Origin of the sequence: Streptomyces sp. Z423-1, from assembly GCF_013009255.1 — a bacterium.
In the GTDB taxonomy this organism is placed as follows: domain Bacteria; phylum Actinomycetota; class Actinomycetes; order Streptomycetales; family Streptomycetaceae; genus Streptomyces; species Streptomyces gossypiisoli.
Window position 1 is genome coordinate 6,846,823 of sequence record NZ_CP053109.1, and the last position, 18,210, is coordinate 6,865,032.

Here is an 18,210-nt window from a genome sequence, read left to right on the forward strand (position 1 = left end):
GGCTCAGTTCTTCGTCTTGAACTTGTGGATCGCGACCGGCGCCATCACCACCGTGATCGCCGCCGACCAGCCCAGCGTCACCCACAGGTCGTGCGCGACCGGGCCGCCCACCATCAGGCCGCGGGCCGCGTCCGCGAGCGTGGACAGCGGGTTGTAGTCGGTGAACGCCTGCAACCAGCCCGGCATCGAATCCGTCGGCGCGAAGATCGACGAACCGAACTGCAGCGGGAACAGCACCAGGAAACCCATCGCCTGCACGGACTGCGCGTTCTTCAGGACCACGCCCAGGGTGAGGAACACCCACATGATCGACGAGGCGAACACCGTCGACAGGCCCACGGCGGCGAACAGGCCGAGCCAGTTGGCGATGTCGAAGCCGACCAGAACGGCGACGATCATCAGCACGGCCGTCGCGAACAGCATCCGTACCAGCTCGACCGAGATCTTCGCGAACAGCACCGAGCCCCGCCCGATCGGCAGGGACCGGAAACGGTCCATGACACCGGAGTTGAAGTCCTGGCTGAAGCCGGTGCCGACGCCCTGGGACAGCGTCATGCTCATCATCGCGATCATGCCGGGGATCACGTACTGCACGTATCCGTCCTGGCCGCCGCCCAGGGCCTGCCCGATCGAGCCGCCGAAGACGTACACGAACAGCAGGGTGAAGACGACCGGCATGAACAGCGCGTCGAACATCGACTCCGGGTCCTGCCGGATCCACAGCAGGTTGCGGCGGACCAGCGCCCCGGTGTGGCGCAGGTGCCCACGCAGCGGGATGCGTGCGTCGGCGGTGCTGACGGTGGTGGCGGCGCTCATACGGCGACCTCCTCGCGGTCGTCGGCGGGCACGGCGTCCTGCGGGGCACTGGCGCGGTGGCCGGTGAGGGACAGGAACACCTCGTCCAGGCTGGGCAGTTCGGTGCTGATGGAGGCGAGCGTGATTCCGCGCGCGGTGACGGCGCCGACCACGGCGGTCAGCTGCTCGTCGCTCAGGATCGGCACCAGCACGGTGCCGCCCTCGGTGTCCACGGTGGTCGTGGCCAGCCCGGTGATGCCCAGCTCGTCGAGCTCGCGGGCCAGCGGCCGCAGCTGCACCGGATCGGCCGGCCGCACCCGCAGCGTCCGCCCGCCGACCTTGGCCTTCAGCTCCTCGATCCCGCCGTTCGCGATGACCTTGCCGCGGTCGACGACGGTCAGCTCGGTGGCGAGCTGCTCGGCCTCCTCCATGTACTGCGTGGTGAGCAGGACGGTGACCCCGTCCCCGACCATCGCCTTCACCTCGTCCCACACCTCGTTGCGGGTGCGCGGGTCGAGGCCGGTGGTGGGCTCGTCGAGGAACAGCACGGCCGGCCGCCCGATCATCGAGGCGGCCAGGTCCAGCCGCCGCCGCATACCGCCCGAGTACGTCGATGCCGGCCGCTTGGCCGCCTCGGTGAGCGAGAACCGCTCCAGCAGCTCGTCGGCCCGGGCGCGGGCCTCCTTGCGGGGCAGATCGAGCAGCCGCCCGATCATGTACAGGTTCTCCCACCCCGGGAGCTTCTCGTCGACGGAGGCGTACTGCCCCGTGAGCCCGATCACCCGGCGCAGCTGCCGGGGCTGCCGTACGACGTCGTAGCCGGCGACGGTGGCCTGCCCGGCGTCCGGCGCCAGCAGCGTGGACAGAATCCGCACGAGGGTGGTCTTCCCGGCCCCGTTCGGCCCCAGCACCCCCATCACGGTGCCTTCACGCACGTCCAGGTCGACTCCGTCCAGCGCCCTGGTCTCGCCGTAGTGCTTGACCAGCCCCCGCACGGTGACGGCCGCGCTGCTGGGTTTCTTGTCGATTCGTGTCATGCCACCGACGGTCCCAGCACCGACCGACAAACGGCCTACAGCTCACCGACAGCCACCGGCATCCGGCCGACAACAATCCGGTGGCGGGCCCGGCCCGTCACGCCCGACCATGACCCTCATGACTGACCGACCCGCACGATGGACCCAGGCAACCGTCTACCCCGACATGTGGGTTGACCCGGACGACGACCCCCGCAACACCGAGGGGGCCAGTCCCGACGGTGAACTGGCGACGCTGCAGGACTTCCTCACGGGCTACCGCATCACCCTGCGGATGAAGTGCGAGGGCCTGAACGCGGAGCAGCTGGCCCGTCGCTCGGTTCCGCCGTCGACGATGTCACTGCTCGGCCTGCTCCGGCACCTCGCCGAGGTGGAACGGGACTGGCGCAACTGGATCACCGACGGCGATCCGCTGCCGAAGCTGTACGGCAAGCGGGACGCGGACTTCGACGGAGCCGTCGCCGACCAGGCCGTGGTCGACGCCGCGTACGCCGACCTGGAACGCGAGCAGGCCGCGACCGACGCCGCGCTGGCCGGGCACCCGGATCTGGGCGAGCGTGTGGGGAGGGAAGGGATCGCCGTCCGGGAGTTGATGGTGCACAGAATCGAGGAGTACGCCCGCCACTGCGGGCACGCCGACCTGTTGCGCGAGTGCGTCGACGGAAGGGTGGGTCAGTGACGAGGGCCGGGGCCGGTGACGGGCGCTGAAACGGGGTTCGCCCCCGCGGCGACGAGAAGCTGGGCGGTCTCGGGGTGGGGCCCGTTGTTCGCCCACTCCAAGGGAGACCACCCCGTTCCGTAGTCCTCCCGAAGGTTCGGATCGGCACCGTGCGCCAGCAGCTCACGCACGGTCTCGGTATGCCCCCAGCACGCGGCCGCACACAACGGCGTCCCCTCCGACCCGACCCCCCTGCTCTCGACGTCGGGGGAGGCCCCGGCTGCCATGAGCAGCCGCGCGACCTCGGCTGCGCCCTGCACGGCCGCCAGATACAGGGGAGTGGTGCCGTCCATGTCCCGTGCCTCCGGATTGGCACCGGCCCGCAGCAGCGCCTTCACGCGGGCGGCGTCGGCCGCCACGGTTGCTTCGAGGAGGTGGCGGCTGAGCTTCTTCTGGCGTCGCTGCTTCACGGGGGCGAGGTTAGCGATCGCGGGCGGGGTGGGACCGGTCTTCCGGCCAGATGATCCGCTCGCGTACTTCCGGAGAGAGGAGGCCCGATGACTCAAGGCGCTGGGGACTTCCGTGACGCGCTCTCCAGCTTCGTCAGAAAGTCTGGTCGGCACTCCTGTCTCGCTGGAGTTCGTTCGTCCAAAGTTGCGAACAGGGCTACCGGGGTGACGCCGAAGACTACTTCAATGATCTGACGTCAAGGGATTCGCTGGCGCGAGCTCTGGATGCTGCGGAACTGCAACGCTTTCCCGAGCTTGTGCTACTTCGCGCAGAAGTGGAAGCGGTGGACTCAAGATTCCGTGCACTCCTGATGCCAGATGCGCGATCGAAATCTCCGAAAGCGGAGGATTGGTGCGTTTGATCGCGGCAACTGAGTGAGTTCAGACAAGGCGTTTCGTGAACGCGTGAATCGTCTGCTATTCCTGCCCATCCCGCTGTAGCGCCTCTGAGGTGTTTGACGGCAACGCTGACGGCAACGTCAGTGGACGACGGCTACGGCGGGTGGGTCGTCAGGGTCGCCGTCGGTCCGGCCAAGGGCGTTGCCGAGGGTGTCGATGGCTTGGCGTTGGAGGCGGAGTCGCACGTGGGCATAGACACCAGCGGTGACGCCGAGGTGAGCGTGGCCCAACAGCTCCTTGATCACGACGAGGTCGACGCCCCATGACCGCTGATCCCGTCGCAGCGGGACGGTGGAGCTGGGGGCAGCCTGAACCGGGTGGTGCCGGGGAGAGGGCCTGGCTCGTGGGGCGAAACCTTGATGTGAGCAGGTGTAGGCGCCCGTATGCTGGGCCACGGAGCCGGTTCCCGTCCCTGGTGGAGGTCCTGATGAGTACGCCCGCACCGGACGACTTCAGTTACCCGCCACCCCGGCCACGCCTGTCGGTCGAGGACATGCTGGCGGCGAAGAACACCCGACCGATCCGCTCCCTGGACGATCTCGCCGCCGACACGTTCGAGTCGGACGAGGAACTGGAGGAGTTCCTTGCCTTCACGTACGCCGAGCGCCACCGAGACGTCGCCTGAGGCCGCATGCAACCCGTCATCCTGGACACCGACGTCGCCTCCCTGTCCCACAAGCGCAAGCTCACCGGACCGCTCGCCTCACGCCTCATCGGCCGCAGGCCGCTGATCACCTTCGTGACCTACGGCGAACTGACCAAGTGGATGGAGATCCGCCACTGGGGCGCCCGCAGCCGCCAGGAACTCGCCGACTGGCTCGCCGACATCCCCGTCCTGCCCGGCGACGAGTCCGTCGCCGCCACCTGGGGACGGCTCTCGGCCGCCGGGATACAGCGTGGCCGGCCCCGCCCGACCAACGACATGTGGATTGCCGCCTGCGCTCTCACCTACGACCTGCCGCTGGCCACCCTCAACCTCAAGGACTACGAGGACTTCCGCCTCCACCACGGCCTCCGCGTCCTCGGCGCCGAGTAACGGCCGCGTCTGACGGAAACCGGACTCGACACCGCCGCACTTCCACGCACCTCAGCGGACAAACAAACCTCGCTTGACCCTGCGAAAACACAGGTAGGGAGGGGTTGGCCGGCACACGTACCATGTGCTGGCGCGCGAGACGCCGGTGCTCATTCACAACTCCGGGCCAGCAGTTCACCGCCGCTGGCCCGGTTTGGCGTCAGGTCGAGAAACCCGACCTGACCTGCGCTACAGCACCGGCAGATTCTTCCGCAGCTCGAACGCCGTCACCTCGGACCGGTACTCGTACCACTCCTGCCGCTTGTTGCGCAGGAAGAAGTCGAAGACGTGCTCGCCCAGTGTCTCGGCGACCAGGTCGCTCCGCTCCATGAGCGACAGCGCCTCCCCCAGGTTCTGCGGCAACGGCTCGATGCCCATCGCGCGCCGCTCCGCGTCCGACAGTGCCCAGACGTCGTCCTCGGCCCCCGGCGGCAGCTCGTACCCCTCCTCGATGCCCTTGAGGCCCGCCGCCAGCAGTACGGCGTAGGCGAGGTAAGGATTCGCCCCGGAGTCCAGCGACCGCACCTCGACCCGCGCCGAGCCCGTCTTGCCCGGCTTGTACATCGGGACGCGGACCAGGGCCGAGCGGTTGTTGTGGCCCCAGCAGATGTACGACGGCGCCTCGCCGCCCGCGCCGGCCGTGCGCTCGGAGCCGCCCCAGATGCGCTTGTAGGAGTTCACCCACTGGTTGGTGACCGCCGAGATCTCGCCCGCGTGCCGCAGCAGGCCCGCGATGAAGGAGCGGCCGACCTTCGACAGCTGGTACTCGGCGCCGGACTCGTAGAACGCGTTCCGGTCGCCCTCGAACAGCGACAGGTGCGTGTGCATGCCCGAGCCGGGGTGCTCGGAGAACGGCTTCGGCATGAACGTCGCCTGGAGGTTCTGCTCCAGCGCCACCTGCTTCATGACCAGCCGGAACGTCATGACGTTGTCGGCGGTGGACAGCGCGTCGGCGTACCGCAGGTCGATCTCCTGCTGGCCCGGAGCGCCCTCGTGGTGGGAGAACTCGACCGAGATGCCCATCGACTCCAGCATGGTGATCGCCTGGCGGCGGAAGTCCATGCCGACGTTGGTCGGGGTGTGGTCGAAGTAGCCGGAGTTGTCGGCGGGGGTGGGCACCGTGCCGTCGACCGGCTTGTTCTTCAGCAGGAAGAACTCGATCTCGGGGTGGGTGTAGAAGGTGAAGCCCAGGTCAGAGGCTCGGGCCAGGGCGCGCTTGAGGACGTAGCGGGGGTCGGCGAAGGAGGGGGAGCCGTCCGGCATGAGGATGTCGCAGAACATCCGGGCCGTGCCCGGCGTCTCCGCGCGCCACGGCAGGATCTGGAAGGTCGACGGGTCCGGCTTGGCGATCATGTCGGACTCGTAGACCCGGGCGAAGCCCTCGATCGCGGAGCCGTCGAAGCCGATGCCCTCGTCGAAGGCCTGCTCCAGCTCCGCCGGGGCCACGGCCACGGACTTCAGGAAGCCCAGCACGTCCGTGAACCACAGGCGTACGAACCGGATGTCGCGCTCCTCCAAGGTCCGGAGCACGAACTCCTGCTGCTTGTCCATCTTCCGATTCCCCATCCTTGCTGGTCAGGCCGCCTGTCTCCCGCGCACGGGACGGTCGGGCACCTGAGCATCCCACCACAACACCATTTCATGCGCGTTGCGCACCTTGATCGCCCGGCCGTCCCCGGCCTGAACGCCTCACGTACGGTAGGTGTACGGCTCCTGAGCCCATCTTGCCTGCTCGGACCGACATCCGTAATGCCCGGCCATTTCTGTGCCCTCCCCTACGAGATCGTTGGCCTTGCCCACTACGATCAGCGCACCGTCCGTCCTCCGCTTCCCAGAAGGGCCGGCCCCATGGGTTCCGCCAAGAACAAGAGCAGTGCGGCGCGCAAGGCGCGCATAGAGGAGATGCGGCGCGCGGAGCGTGCCCGCGAGCGTCGCAACCGGATCCTCACCGTCGCGGCCAGCGTGGTGGTCGTCGCCGGTCTCGTCGTCGGCGGTGTGGTGCTGCTCCAGTCGCAGTCCGACGACTCCGACACCGCCGCCAGTGACTCCAAGACCACCGGCAAGTTCGTCACCGGCGCGGACGGTGTGAAGACCTGGCAGGGCAAGCTGACCCAGAACCACGTCACCACGGACGTGAAGTACCCGATGGAGCCCCCGGTCGGCGGCGACCACCACCAGGTGTGGATGAACTGCAACGGTGACGTCTACACCAAGGAGATACCGAGGGAGAACGCCGTGCACTCGCTGGAGCACGGCGCGGTCTGGGTGACGTACACGAGCAAGGCCGACAAGGCCGACGTGGACGCGCTGGCCGAGAAGGTGAAGAAGACGCCGTACACGCTGATGAGCCCGGACGAGCAGCAGAAGGACCCGATCATGCTGTCCGCGTGGGGCCACCAGCGCACGGTGACCGGCGCGGACGACCCCAACGTCGACAAGTTCTTCGAGACGTACGTCCAGGGCAAGCAGACCCCCGAGCCGGGCGCGGCCTGCACGGGCGGGCTGTCGAAGTGACGGCAGCGGTGAGGCGGGACCAGTGAGGCACGCGCAGGCCGGATGGATCGCCGGGGCCGCGGCGGCGCTGCTCGTCGCGGTCGGCGGGATCACGTACGCGGTCGCCCAGGACGGCGGCTCGGACGCCGGGGCGCCCGCTGCCGACTCCGCGGACGCCGGTTTCGCCCGCGACATGGCGGTGCACCACCAGCAGGCCGTGGAGATGTCGTACATCGTGCGCGACCGCACCGACGACGAGGAGGTGCGGCGGCTCGCGTACGACATCGCGCAGACGCAGGCCAACCAGCGCGGCATGATGCTGGGCTGGCTGGACCTGTGGGGGCTGCCGAAGGTGTCGTCGGATCCGATGGGCTGGATGGGCATGGGCGGCATGGCATCCGGCGAGGACGGCGCCCTGATGCCGGGGATGGCGACCAACAGCGAGCTGGACAGGCTCGGCCGGCTGAGCGGCCGGCAGGCCGAGGTCTTCTTCCTCCAGCTCATGACGGACCATCACAAGGGCGGCATCCACATGGCCGAGGGCTGTGTGGACAAGTGCTCGGTCGAGGTGGAGAAGCGGCTCGCGCAGGGCATGGTCGAGGGGCAGGAGTCGGAGATCCGGCTGATGGCGGACATGCTGAAGGAGCGGGGCGCGAAGGCCCGGGAGTAGTCGCCAGTGCCCGGGAGCAGTCGGGAAGGCCTGGGAGTAGTCGCGAGTGCCCGGGAGTAGTCGGGAAGGCCTGGGAGTAGTACGGCGCCGGGTGCTGCGGCGTGGGGTGGCCCACACCACGCCACCCCCCATCGCGTCGGTCTGACGATTACACTGGGCCCGTGCCTCAACTACGTCTCGCCCTGAACCAGATCGACTCGCGCGTCGGCGACCTCGCCGGGAACACCGAGACGATCCTTAGCCGGACCCGGCACTGCGCCGAGCGGGGAGCGCATCTCGTGGCGTTCCCGGAGATGGTGCTGACCGGGTATCCCGTCGAGGACCTGGCCCTGCGCTCCTCCTTCGTCGAGGCCTCCCGCGCCGCCCTGCGCTCCCTCGCGGCGCGGCTCGCCGAGGAGGGCCTCGGGGAGCTGCCCGTGATCGTCGGCTACCTCGACCGCAGCGAGACCGCCCAGCCGAGGTTCGGCCAGCCGGCCGGCGCCCCGCAGAACGCGGGCGCGGTGCTGTACGGCGGCGAAGTGGCGCTCACCTACGCCAAGCACCACCTGCCGAACTACGGCGTCTTCGACGAGTTCCGCTACTTCGTACCCGGCGACACCATGCCGGTCGTGCGGGTGCACGGCGTCGACGTCGCGCTGGCCATCTGCGAGGACCTGTGGCAGGACGGCGGCCGCGTGCCGGCGGCGCGTTCGGCGCGGGCCGGACTGCTGCTGTCGATCAACGCCTCGCCGTACGAGCGCGACAAGGACGACACCCGGCTGGAACTGGTCCGCAAGCGCGCCCAGGAGGCCGGCTGCACCACCGCCTACCTCGCCATGATCGGCGGCCAGGACGAGCTGGTGTTCGACGGCGACTCGATCGTGGTCGACCGGGACGGCGAGGTCGTGGCGCGGGGCCCGCAGTTCGCGGAGGAGTGCCTGATCCTGGACCTCGACCTGCCCGCCGCCGCCCCCGACGCCCCCACCGGCGTGGTGGACGACGGGCTGCGCATCGAGCGGCTGGTGCTGTCCGAGGAGCCGCTGCCGGCGTACGAACCTCAGCGGACGGGCGGGTACGCCGAGCGCCTCGACGACGACGAGGAGGTGTACTCCGCGCTGGTCACGGGCCTGCGGGCGTATGTGCGCAAGAACGGTTTCAGGTCGGTGCTCATCGGTCTGTCCGGTGGCATCGACTCCGCCCTGGTGGCGTCGATCGCGTGCGACGCGGTGGGCGCGGAGAACGTGTACGGCGTGTCCATGCCGTCGAAGTACTCCTCCGAGCACTCCAAGGGCGACGCGGCGGAGCTGGCGCGGCGGACGGGGCTGAACTTCCGTACCGTCGCGATCGAGCCGATGTTCGACGCGTACATGGGCTCGCTGGGGCTGACCGGGCTGGCGGAGGAGAACCTCCAGTCCCGGTTGCGCGGCACGCTCCTGATGGCCATCTCCAACCAGGAGGGCCACATCGTGCTGGCGCCCGGCAACAAGTCGGAGCTGGCGGTGGGCTACTCGACGCTGTACGGCGACTCGGTGGGCGCGTACGGGCCGATCAAGGACGTGTACAAGACGTCCGTCTTCCGGCTGGCCAGGTGGCGCAACCGGGCGGCCGAGGAGCGGGGCGAGACGCCGCCGATCCCGGAGAACTCCATCAGCAAGCCGCCGAGCGCGGAGCTGCGGCCGGGGCAGGTCGACACGGACTCCCTGCCGGACTATCCCGTCCTGGACGCGATCCTGGAGCGGTATGTGGACCGGGACGAGGGGGCCGACGCGATCGTGGCGGCCGGGTTCGACCGGGAGTTGGTGACGAAGACGCTGCGGATGGTGGACACGGCCGAGTACAAGCGGCGCCAGTATCCGCCGGGGACGAAGATCTCGCCGAAGGGGTTCGGGAAGGACCGGCGGCTGCCGATCACCAACGGGTGGCGCGAGACGGCGTAGCGCCGGGGCGGGGTGGGTCGCGGCTGGGTGCTGTACGTCGCCGGGTGCGGGTGCGTGGGGGCTGGTCGCGCCCACGCGGCGGAGCCGCATATCGATACAGCCCCGCGCCCCTTGAGGGCGTTGCAGTCGCCCCCGGTTCGCCCCCACCCCTCGCCCAGCGGTTCAGTGCCGTACCGGTTCCGTTTCCGCCGGGATGCCGGACGCCACCACGCGTTCCCGCCCCACGCCAGTGGATCGTCGGTCCACCCCGTACGCCGTCCCCGCCACCGCGATGCCCAGCACCGCCAGCGCCGCGCCCGCCGTCGCCGGGGACGTCGTACCGAAGCCCGCGGCCAGGGCCAGGCCGCCGATCCAGGCGCCGCCGGCGTTGGCCAGGTTGAAGGCGGCCTGGTTGGCGGAGGACGCCAGGGACGGCGCAGCCGACGCCTTCTCCATGACCATCAGCTGCAGCGGCGAGCCGGTGACGAAGGCCGCCGTGCCGAGCAGGGCCACGCCCAGCGCCGCGCTCCACTGCGCCGACATGAGCACCGGGAACAGGGCGAGGACCGCCACCAGCGACGCCAGGCCGCCGAAGAGGGTGCGCCGCATCGCGTGGTCGGCCAGCCGGCCGCCCAGCAGGTTGCCGATCGTCGCGCCGACGCCGAACAGCGCCAGCAGCAGCGTCACGCTGGTCTCGGCGTACCCGGCGGAGTCGGTGAGCATCGGCGTGATGTAGCTGTACGCGGCGAAGAGCGCGCCGAAGCCCGCGACCGTCGTCCCCAGCGCCAGCCACACCGGCAGTGACCTGAGCGCGGCCAGCTCGCCGCGCAGGCCGCTCGCGGGGGCGTGCGTATGGTCGTGCGGGATCAGCAGCGCCAGCGACGCGATCGCCACCACGCCGATCGCGCTGACGCCGAGGAAGGTCGCCCGCCAGCCGAGGTGCTGGCCCATGAGGGTGGCGACCGGGACGCCCGCGATGTTGGCGACCGTCAGGCCCAGGAACATCAGCGAGACGGAGCGGGCCCTGCGCTCGGGCGCGACCATGGTGGTCGCGACGACGGCGCCGACGCCGAAGAAGGCGCCGTGCGGCAGCCCGCTGAGGAAACGGGCGGCCAGCAGCCAGTGGTGGTCGGGGGCGAACGCCGACAGGGCGTTGCCCACGACGAACAGGACCATCAGGCCGATCAGGACGGTCCGCCGGGACATCCGCGCGGTGACCGCGGCCAGCAGCGGGGCGCCGATGACGACGCCCAGCGCGTAGGCGGAGACCAGATGGCCGGCGGTGGGGATCGAGATGTGCAGGTCGTCCGCGACATCGGGCAGCAGGCCCATCATCACGAACTCGGTCGTGCCGATGCCGAAAGCGCCGACGGCCAGAGCGAGCAGGGCGAGGGGCATGAAGGGGCCTTTGCCTTTCAGAGCGAGTTCCGTTCCATCATATGTTCAATGACGGAACAAAGTCGCGCAGGCCCAGTATTCCAGCGGGTCAGGACCCGGTTGCGAGGTCCACACGCGCGGCCACCGGCAGGTGGTCGCTGCCCGTCTGCGGCAGCGTCCACGAGCTCACCGGCTCGACGCCCTTGACCATGATCTGGTCGATCCGGGCCATCGGGAACGACGCCGGCCAGCTGAAGCCGAAGCCGCTGCCCACCGCGCCCTGCGTGGAACGCATCTGCGCGGTCACGGCGTTGAGGGCGCGGTCGTTCATGGTGCCGTTGAGGTCGCCGAGCAGGACCACCCGCTCCAGCGCCTCGTCGGCGATGGCCTCGCCGAGCGCGTCGGCGCTGGTGTCGCGCTGCCGGGCGGTGAACCCGGCCTCCAGCTTGACCCGCACGGACGGCAGGTGGGCGACGTAGACGGCGAGTTGCCCGCCGGGCGCGGACACCGTGGCCCGCATGGCGCGGGTCCAGCCCAGCTTGATGTCGACGGGCCGGACGTCACTGAGCGGGTACTTGCTCCACACCCCGACCGTGCCCTGCACCGCGTGGTACCTGTACGTCGACGCCAGCGCCGCCTCGTACGTCGTTACGGCCGCCGCGCTCAGCTCCTCCAGCGCCACCACGTCGGCGCCGGACGCGGCGACGTCGCGGGCGGTGCCGGAGGGGTCGGCGTTGTCGGCGTTGACGTTGTGCGTCGCGACGGTGAGGTCGCCGCCGGTACCGGCGGCCTTGTCGGTGAGCAGGCCGCCGAAGAGGTTGAGCCAGACGATCGCCGGGAGCAGTACCGCGATCAGGGCGGTGGCGGACCTGCGGACCAGGGCCAGCAGAAGCAGCAGCGGGACGAACACGCCGAGCCAGGGCAGGAACGTCTCCGTGAGGCTGCCGAGGTTTCCGATGCTGTTCGGGATGTAGGCGTGGGCGCCCATGACGATGGTGAGCAGCACCGCGAGCACGGCCACGATCAGGCCGCGCCGCCAGATGCGGGGGTCGCCGCGCCAGCCGTCGGTCACACGGGCCGCCACGCGCCGAAGCCGAGATCCGCGCCGCTCGGGTGCCGAGCCGCCGCTTGCCGTCTCCGTCACGTACGCCTGCTGCGCCATACCGTCGCCTCGCTACCTGCCGTGCACACCGTCGTCCCCCTCGCACAAGACCCTAGGGGATGTTCGGCTCCGATCCTGCCGTCACATGACGGCCGTACGGGCACATAGGACGAACAAGTCGGCGCAGGCAGTTCCGGTTTCGGGAGCCGCAAGCGACCTCTGTGACGAAACGCGCACATTCGGGTTACACGGTTGGCGAGCTGACGGGGCGTAGCCCTTCGAGCAGCGTGTCGACGAGTTGTTCCGCGAGGCCTTCGGGGAGTTCGGCGTCGGGGTGCAGCAGCGAGCGGGTGAGCATGGGGCCGACGACGATGTCGTGGACGAGTTCCAGGTCGACGTCGGCGCGGAGTTCGCCGTGCTGCTGTCCGCGGCGCAGGACTTCCATGCCGAGGCGGCGGCGTGGGGCGATGACGGCGTGGTGGTAGGCGGCCCAGATACGGGGGCTGGTCTTCATCTGGGCGTGCACGTTGTGCAGGATCGCCGAGGTGCGGTTTGCGAGGCCGCGGCGGCGCAGGGCTTCGAGGAGGACGACGAGGTCGTCGCGCATGGAGGTGCCGGGGAGTTCGGGGTCGGGGGGTTCGGTGGAGCGGACGACGTCGACGAAGAGTTCCTCCTTGCCGCGCCAGCGGCGGTAGATGGTGGCCTTGCCGACGCCGGCGGTGCGGGCGATGCGTTCGATGGAGAGCTCGGCGAGGGGGACGCCGTCCTCCAGCAGCTTCATCGTGCCCTCGATGATGGCGCGTTCCACGGCCTCGCTGCGGGGTCGGCCGCGGACGGGACCCTCTTGCCGGGGGTGGCTTTCGGCGAGGCTCACTGTCCTGTGTCCCTTCGTTGTCCTGGGACATTCTTCCCGGCGTAGGACGGTTCGTCCTCGTCGGCACCACTGCCCGCGGGCTGACGGGCCGTCCTGCCCGGCAGGAACAGCGCCACCACCGCCGCTCCGGCCAGGGCGACGCCCGCCCCGCACAGCGCCGTGACGTGCATGGCGTGCAGGAAGGCGTCGTTGGCGGGGGTCACCAGGGCCCGGCCCTCGGGGCCGAGGCGGGCCGCGGCGGCGAGGGTGGCCTCGATGGATTCGCCGGCGGTGTGGCGTGCGGCGGCGGGCAGTTGGGTCAGCTCGTCCTCGATCGAGGTGCGGTAGGCCGTGGAGAGGACCGAGCCGAGCACCGCGATGCCGAGGGCGCCGCCGACCTGGCGGAAGGTGTTGCTGAGGGCGGAGGCGGAACCGGCCTTCTCGCGGGGCAGGGCCTGCATGATGACGACGCTGGTCGGGGTCATGATGTGCGCCATGCCGGTGCCCATGAGGAAGAAGACGACCTCCAGGATCCAGATGGGCGTGTCCGCGTCCAGCGTGGCGAACGCCGCCAGCGTCGCCGCGATGACCAGCATGCCGCCGGTGGTCGTCGCCTTGTTGCCGAAGCGGTCGACGACCAGCCGGGCGCGCGGCGCGAAGATCATCTGGGCGGCGGCCAGGGGCAGCATCAGCAGGCCGGTCTCCAGCGGCGAGTAGCCGCGCACGCTCTGGGTGTAGAAGACGGCGAAGAACGTCACGCCCATCAGCGCGAAGAAGACCAGCGCGATGACGGCGATCGCGGCCGAGAACACCTTGTTCCTGAAGTAGCCGACGTCGATGGACGGATGGTCGCTGCGCTTCTCGAAGACCACGAAGGCCGCCAGGACGGCGAGCCCCGCGCCGATGGTGGCCAGTACGGTCACGTCCGTGAAGTCGGCCAGCTGGCCGCCCTTGATGATGCCGTAGACGAGCAGGACCAGGCCGATGACGGACAGGGCCACGCCGACGGGGTCGATCCGGCCGGGGCTGGGGTCGCGCGAGTCGGGCACGAGCCACAGCATCAGGCCGACGGCGAGGACCACGATCGGTACGTTGATCAGGAAGACCGAGCCCCACCAGAAGTGGTCCAGCAGCACCCCACCCGTGATCGGGCCGATGGCGATGGCGAGGCCGACGCCGCCTGCCCAGATGCCGATGGCCTTGGGCTGCTCGTCCCGCTCGAAGACGTTCATCAGGACGGCGAGCGTGGCCGGCATGACGAAGGCCGCGCCGAAGCCCATCACCGCGCGGAAGGCGATGAGCTCGGCCGGTGACCCGGAGAAGGCGGCGAGCGCGGACCCGGCGCCGAACGCCACGAGCCCGCCGAGCAGCACCTTCTTCCGCCCCAGCCGGTCACCGAGCAGGCCCGCGCTGAACAGCAGGCCCGCGAAGACGAGGGTGTAGGCGTTGATCGCCCACTCCAGCTCGCTCTGCGTGGCGCCGAGCCCGGTGGGGGCCGGGGTGGAGATCGTCTTGATGGCGACGTTCAGGATCGAGTTGTCGAGCACCACGATCAGCAGGCTCAGCATGAGCACGCCGAGTATGGCCCAGCGGCGCCGGTGCACCGCTTCCGGGACGCGGGCGCCGGGGACGGCGGGAGTAGTCATGCCGCCGACCCTAGGAAATTACGATACGAGACGGTACCGTATCGAAATCTTTTTACCCTGTTCTGGTCCTCTCCTTACGACTCTCCCTACGAGGCTCCTTACGGCTCTCCTTACGTGACGGGGGTCCCCCTAGCCGTCCCTGGCACGAAGTGCCACCATGGGACTGGTCCGGGGACGCCGTCAGGGCGCCTCGAGATGACGTAAGGAGCCGTTGCAATGACGCAGCTTTCGGCTGCCCAGACTGCACCGCAGAAATCCTCCGACGGCAGCAAGGCGCTGTACGGGGGCAAGGGCACTCGCCGTATCACGGTTCGTGACATCACCGCCGCCAAGGAGCGCGGCGAGAAGTGGCCCATGCTCACCGCCTACGACGCGATGACCGCGTCCGTCTTCGACGAGGCCGGTATCCCGGTGATCCTCGTCGGCGACTCGGCGGGCAACTGCCACCTCGGGTACGAGACCACCGTGCCCGTCACCCTCGACGAGATGACCATGCTCTCCGCCGCGGTCGTACGGGGCACCCGGCGCTCCCTGATCGTCGGCGACCTGCCGTTCGGTTCCTACCAGGAGGGGCCCGCGCAGGCGCTGCGCTCGGCGACCCGGCTGGTGAAGGAGGCCGGTGTGCAGGCCGTGAAGCTGGAGGGCGGCGAGCGGTCCCACGAGCAGATCCGGTTGCTGGTCGAGTCCGGCATCCCGGTCATGGCCCACATCGGGCTCACCCCGCAGTCCGTCAACGCCATGGGCTACCGGGTGCAGGGGCGCGGCGAGGAGGCGGCGCAGCAGCTGCTGCGGGACGCCAAGGCCGTGCAGGACGCGGGGGCGTTCGCGGTGGTCCTGGAACTGGTACCGGCCGAACTCGCCGCCGAGGTGACGCGGACGCTGCACATCCCGACGGTCGGGATCGGGGCGGGCGCGGAGACGGACGCGCAGGTCCTGGTGTGGACCGACATGCTCGGGCTGACCGGGGGGCGGGTGCCGAAGTTCGTGAAGCAGTACGCCAATCTGCGCGAGGTGATGGGGAGCGCGGCGAAGGCGTTCGCCGAGGACGTCGTCGGCGGAGCGTTCCCGTTGGAGGAGCACTCCGTCCACTGAGCCATCGCCGCACCACGGCAGCCCGCCGATCATCCCCCGTCGGCGGGCTGCCGTCTTTTCGCGCCCCTGAACGGTCAGGTCGTGTACTCCAGCTCGGTCACAGCCGCCTTACGCACCCGGCCCGCCATCTCGGTCATGTCCAGCTTGCCGAGGAACGCGACGAGCGCCTGCTTCGTCTCGCTCAACCGGTCGACGAGTACCGGCTGCTCCAGGTCCGCAGGCAGAATCACCCGACGGAAGTCCGGCTGCTCGATCGCCTGCGTGAGGAGCTGTTCGGCGAGCCAGAGCGGTGTGCGCTCCCGAATGGCGAAGGTCAGGTGCAGGCTGGGTTCGTCGTAGCCCAGGGCGTGCGGGTTGTGGACCCAACCACGGGGCAGCAACAGCGTCTGCCCGGCGGCCAGTTCGATCGTCATGTCCGGCCCGGCCGCCTCCCACGCGGGGATGAAGTCCTCGCGCCACACACGGAAGGACTCGTGGTACTCGCGCATCGGGGCCTCGACAGGTGGCTTCCACAACTGCCAGGTCTTGGTGCCCGCCACCTGCACGACGACGGCCATCTGCTGGTCCCAGTGGTACAGCAGCCCCTGCTCGCCCCCAGGGGTGAGGAAGGCGTGCATGTAGTTCGAGTAGCCGGTCTCCTGCTGGATGCCCTGCGAGATGCGATGGAAGGCGGGCAGCCAGCGCTGCATGTTGCCGAAGCGGATGGTGTAGCCCTGGTCGCGCAGTCGGCTCAGTTTGGCCGCGTCGGTGCGGCCGTTCGTCAGGAACGCAGTCCGGTTGGAGGGACCGGCCTTGACGACGGCGATCTCGTCCGGCGGCGCGCAGCCGGTGTCGATCAGTTCGTTGAAGTACTCAAGGCTCATGGCCTCGTCCACCGCAGTCCGCCCGCGCTCGTACACGCGAGGCCGGTCGGGCCAGGTGGTGAGGAGGTCAACCACCCCCTCCGGGGGCAGCAGTAAGCCAAGCGACATGAGGGTGTCTCCTCACGGGTCATGCGGGCGGCAGCGGACAGGCAAGGTCCGGGTGGTGGAGGTTCGGGCAGCACACGACCGAGGCGGAGAACAGGCTGCGGGACTGGGTGTAGTGGACGCAGGCGACGTCAACGCCCCGTGGGAGCACATCGAGGGCGTAGGCGAGCGTGACGTCCAGACCGGCGTAGGCCCGCAAGCCGTCGGTTCGCTCGGAGGGCGGGTTGCTGATGTAGTGCTGCTTCAGCCATCCGACAGCGTCACCGCAATCCGTCCAGGTACGGGCGCGATTGGCCTGCCCACGCTTCAGCAGCCAGTGCCCGGTCATCAGCGGGGGCACGCTGCCGGTGGCGAACTCACTGGCCGCTTCCCGGTACCGGGAAGCGTGGTCCGACTCGGGGGCGGGCTGGATGGAGTGTGCGGGCCGTCGGTTGCCCTCTTTGGCGTACGTCTCCGGGGGGCCGACCCAGGGACCGAAGCCGTGCCAGTGTCCGGACCAGGTCTGACTGGTCAGTCTCTGCTGCTCAGGTGCAGTGGTGGTCATGGTGTCCTTCCGAGACGGGCCGCCCCACGCGCAGGGACGGCCCGTGGTGTGCGTGAGGTGGGCGGTCAGCCTGGAGTTCCAGGCCCCGGCTGCGGCCCCACTCGATGGCGAACGAGTCGAGCTCCGCGCCGGTCATGCGCAGTTCGCTGCCGCGTCCCTCGGCCTTGGAGTCGCCGACGGCGAACGCGTCCACGACACCGGCGAGTGGGACGGTGGTCACGCAGGTCTCGTTGTCGCCACCGAGGTTGCCGCCGCACCACTTCTTGGCAGGCGCGTCGGCTACCGGCAGCTCGTACAGGTTCTGCATCAGTGACCTCCAGTGATCTGGTGTGGGAGAAACGGTCTCCGGCTTCATGCCGGGGCCGGCGTCCAGGCGCCTGGCCGTCTGTTGTAGGCGTGGCAGGAACAACCGCAGCGGCGCTGGAGCAGGATGCCCGTCCAGTGGGGCAGCGGGATGTCCTGCGTCTGGCGACAGTCACGGTGGAGCCCCCTGTATCCCGGCGTCCTCGCGAGGGTGCATTCCGCCGACAGGCTCGCGCTCTCCGTCGCGTGGGCGGCCATGGCCCGCCCCTCCCGCCAGCGGGCCCGGCCGGGCTGCCGTTCGGCCAGCTCAGGCCGCTCTGGGCCGGGAGCCGCGTGGTAGGCGCGGGCGAGTTCGGTGAGCAGGTCGGGCAGCTTGCGGGCCATGCGGGTGTACTGGGCGGCCAGTCGCCAGCGGGCGGCCTCGATGACGGCCGCCCGCAGTTCATGGATGGGACCGACCGGGCCGTCGTCCGGGAGGTCGTACGTGGCGAGCGCGGCGGAGAGCGCAGGCAGCGCCTCGTGCACGCGGGTGTGGGCCGCTCCACGGTCGGCCAGTAGGCGCGCGGGGTCGACTCCCAGTGCCTCCGCGATGGCTTCGAGGGTGGAGTCGCCGACGCCGCGCTCGCCGCGCTCAATCTTGCGGATGGCGCCAAGAGACACATGTGCCGCGTCGGCGAGCTGCTGCTGTGTCAGCTTCGGCCGCATGACGCTGCGGTAATAGGCGATCCGCGCGCCTACTCCGCCCTTGCTGCGTGCGGGCATACTGGCTCCAGTTCGGTGCGTCGACTCCGAAC

The 18,210-nt window shown here is 69.8% G+C and carries 19 protein-coding genes and 1 pseudogene; 7 read left to right on the forward strand and 13 right to left on the reverse strand.

Features of this window, described 5'->3' with window-relative positions; genetic code table 11:
• Positions 1-3: 3 nt before the first annotated feature.
• Both HJD23_RS30805 and HJD23_RS30810 read right to left on the reverse strand, forming a co-directional pair.
• The gene (locus HJD23_RS30805; RefSeq protein ID WP_171115672.1) at positions 4-816 is read right to left on the reverse strand and encodes an ABC transporter permease; all 813 of its coding nucleotides are present in this window, start codon (positions 814-816) and stop codon (positions 4-6) included.
• Positions 813-1,832: an ATP-binding cassette domain-containing protein gene (locus HJD23_RS30810; RefSeq protein ID WP_171115670.1), complete on the reverse strand. Its 1,020-nt coding sequence runs from the start codon at positions 1,830-1,832 to the stop codon at positions 813-815. Before HJD23_RS30810 ends, HJD23_RS30805 begins: the two co-directional genes overlap by 4 nt.
• A 109-nt stretch (positions 1,833-1,941) precedes the next feature.
• Here HJD23_RS30810 and HJD23_RS30815 point away from each other — a divergent pair, with 109 nt between their 5' ends.
• The gene (locus tag HJD23_RS30815) at positions 1,942-2,511 is read left to right on the forward strand and encodes a DinB family protein (RefSeq protein WP_171115668.1); all 570 of its coding nucleotides are present in this window, start codon (positions 1,942-1,944) and stop codon (positions 2,509-2,511) included.
• On the opposite strand, the gene HJD23_RS30820 is transcribed toward HJD23_RS30815, so the two are convergent.
• Together HJD23_RS30820 and HJD23_RS45065 are read right to left on the reverse strand one after the other, a co-directional pair.
• Positions 2,505-2,960: an ankyrin repeat domain-containing protein gene (locus HJD23_RS30820; RefSeq protein ID WP_171115667.1), complete on the reverse strand. Its 456-nt coding sequence runs from the start codon at positions 2,958-2,960 to the stop codon at positions 2,505-2,507. The two genes, HJD23_RS30815 and HJD23_RS30820, sit on opposite strands and share 7 nt — an antisense overlap.
• A gap of 518 nt (positions 2,961-3,478) precedes the next feature.
• Positions 3,479-3,658 (reverse strand): annotated as a pseudogene (locus tag HJD23_RS45065) (site-specific integrase); the annotation flags it as partial.
• A 167-nt stretch (positions 3,659-3,825) separates the two neighbouring features.
• Between HJD23_RS45065 and HJD23_RS30830 the strand changes: the two are divergent.
• Positions 3,826-4,023: a hypothetical protein gene (locus HJD23_RS30830; protein ID WP_171115662.1), complete on the forward strand. Its 198-nt coding sequence runs from the start codon at positions 3,826-3,828 to the stop codon at positions 4,021-4,023.
• Between the two features lie 6 nt (positions 4,024-4,029).
• Positions 4,030-4,434, forward strand: a complete 405-nt coding sequence (locus tag HJD23_RS30835) for a type II toxin-antitoxin system VapC family toxin (protein WP_171115660.1) — start codon at positions 4,030-4,032, stop codon at positions 4,432-4,434.
• A 228-nt stretch (positions 4,435-4,662) separates the two neighbouring features.
• Here the strand turns inward: HJD23_RS30835 and HJD23_RS30840 are convergent, their stop codons facing one another.
• Positions 4,663-6,024, reverse strand: coding sequence for a glutamine synthetase family protein (locus HJD23_RS30840; protein ID WP_171115658.1), 1,362 nt, complete (start codon positions 6,022-6,024; stop codon positions 4,663-4,665).
• Positions 6,025-6,321: 297 nt separating this feature from the next.
• Between HJD23_RS30840 and HJD23_RS30845 the strand changes: the two genes are divergently transcribed.
• From HJD23_RS30845 to HJD23_RS30855, 3 genes are all read left to right on the forward strand, one after another.
• A complete protein-coding gene (locus HJD23_RS30845; RefSeq protein WP_171115656.1) occupies positions 6,322-6,987 on the forward strand; it encodes a DUF3105 domain-containing protein in 666 nt (221 codons plus the stop codon).
• Between the two features lie 22 nt (positions 6,988-7,009).
• Positions 7,010-7,636 carry a DUF305 domain-containing protein gene (locus HJD23_RS30850; RefSeq protein ID WP_171115654.1) on the forward strand — a complete coding sequence of 209 codons (627 nt, stop codon included), beginning with the start codon at positions 7,010-7,012 and terminating at the stop codon, positions 7,634-7,636.
• Between the two features lie 161 nt (positions 7,637-7,797).
• Positions 7,798-9,552: an NAD+ synthase gene (locus HJD23_RS30855; RefSeq protein WP_171115652.1), complete on the forward strand. Its 1,755-nt coding sequence runs from the start codon at positions 7,798-7,800 to the stop codon at positions 9,550-9,552.
• A gap of 162 nt (positions 9,553-9,714) precedes the next feature.
• Here the strand turns inward: HJD23_RS30855 and HJD23_RS30860 are convergent, their stop codons facing one another.
• From HJD23_RS30860 to HJD23_RS30875, 4 genes are all read right to left on the reverse strand, one after another.
• Complete coding sequence (locus HJD23_RS30860) at positions 9,715-10,929, reverse strand: MFS transporter (protein ID WP_171115650.1); 1,215 nt, start codon at positions 10,927-10,929, stop codon at positions 9,715-9,717.
• Positions 10,930-11,017: 88 nt separating this feature from the next.
• Positions 11,018-12,070, reverse strand: a complete 1,053-nt coding sequence (locus HJD23_RS30865) for an endonuclease/exonuclease/phosphatase family protein (RefSeq protein ID WP_171115648.1) — start codon at positions 12,068-12,070, stop codon at positions 11,018-11,020.
• A gap of 184 nt (positions 12,071-12,254) precedes the next feature.
• A complete protein-coding gene (locus tag HJD23_RS30870) occupies positions 12,255-12,884 on the reverse strand; it encodes a TetR/AcrR family transcriptional regulator (RefSeq protein WP_171115646.1) in 630 nt (209 codons plus the stop codon).
• A complete protein-coding gene (locus HJD23_RS30875) occupies positions 12,881-14,509 on the reverse strand; it encodes an MFS transporter (RefSeq protein ID WP_197973066.1) in 1,629 nt (542 codons plus the stop codon). Before HJD23_RS30875 ends, HJD23_RS30870 begins: the two co-directional genes overlap by 4 nt.
• Before the next feature lie 216 nt (positions 14,510-14,725).
• Between HJD23_RS30875 and panB the strand changes: the two genes are divergently transcribed.
• The gene (gene panB, locus HJD23_RS30880) at positions 14,726-15,601 is read left to right on the forward strand and encodes a 3-methyl-2-oxobutanoate hydroxymethyltransferase (protein ID WP_171115644.1); all 876 of its coding nucleotides are present in this window, start codon (positions 14,726-14,728) and stop codon (positions 15,599-15,601) included.
• 74 nt (positions 15,602-15,675) lie between these two features.
• Here the strand turns inward: panB and HJD23_RS30885 are convergent, their stop codons facing one another.
• From HJD23_RS30885 to HJD23_RS30900, 4 genes are read right to left on the reverse strand one after another with little or no spacing between them, the layout of a single operon-like run.
• Positions 15,676-16,572: a cupin domain-containing protein gene (locus HJD23_RS30885; RefSeq protein WP_171115642.1), complete on the reverse strand. Its 897-nt coding sequence runs from the start codon at positions 16,570-16,572 to the stop codon at positions 15,676-15,678.
• Between the two features lie 19 nt (positions 16,573-16,591).
• Entirely contained in the window at positions 16,592-17,113 is a 522-nt protein-coding gene (locus HJD23_RS30890; RefSeq protein ID WP_171115640.1) for a hypothetical protein, read from the reverse strand.
• The gene (locus tag HJD23_RS30895; protein ID WP_180686645.1) at positions 17,094-17,420 is read right to left on the reverse strand and encodes a DUF397 domain-containing protein; all 327 of its coding nucleotides are present in this window, start codon (positions 17,418-17,420) and stop codon (positions 17,094-17,096) included. Before HJD23_RS30895 ends, HJD23_RS30890 begins: the two co-directional genes overlap by 20 nt.
• Before the next feature lie 44 nt (positions 17,421-17,464).
• The gene (locus tag HJD23_RS30900) at positions 17,465-18,178 is read right to left on the reverse strand and encodes a helix-turn-helix transcriptional regulator (RefSeq protein WP_171115638.1); all 714 of its coding nucleotides are present in this window, start codon (positions 18,176-18,178) and stop codon (positions 17,465-17,467) included.
• Positions 18,179-18,210 lie beyond the last annotated feature (32 nt).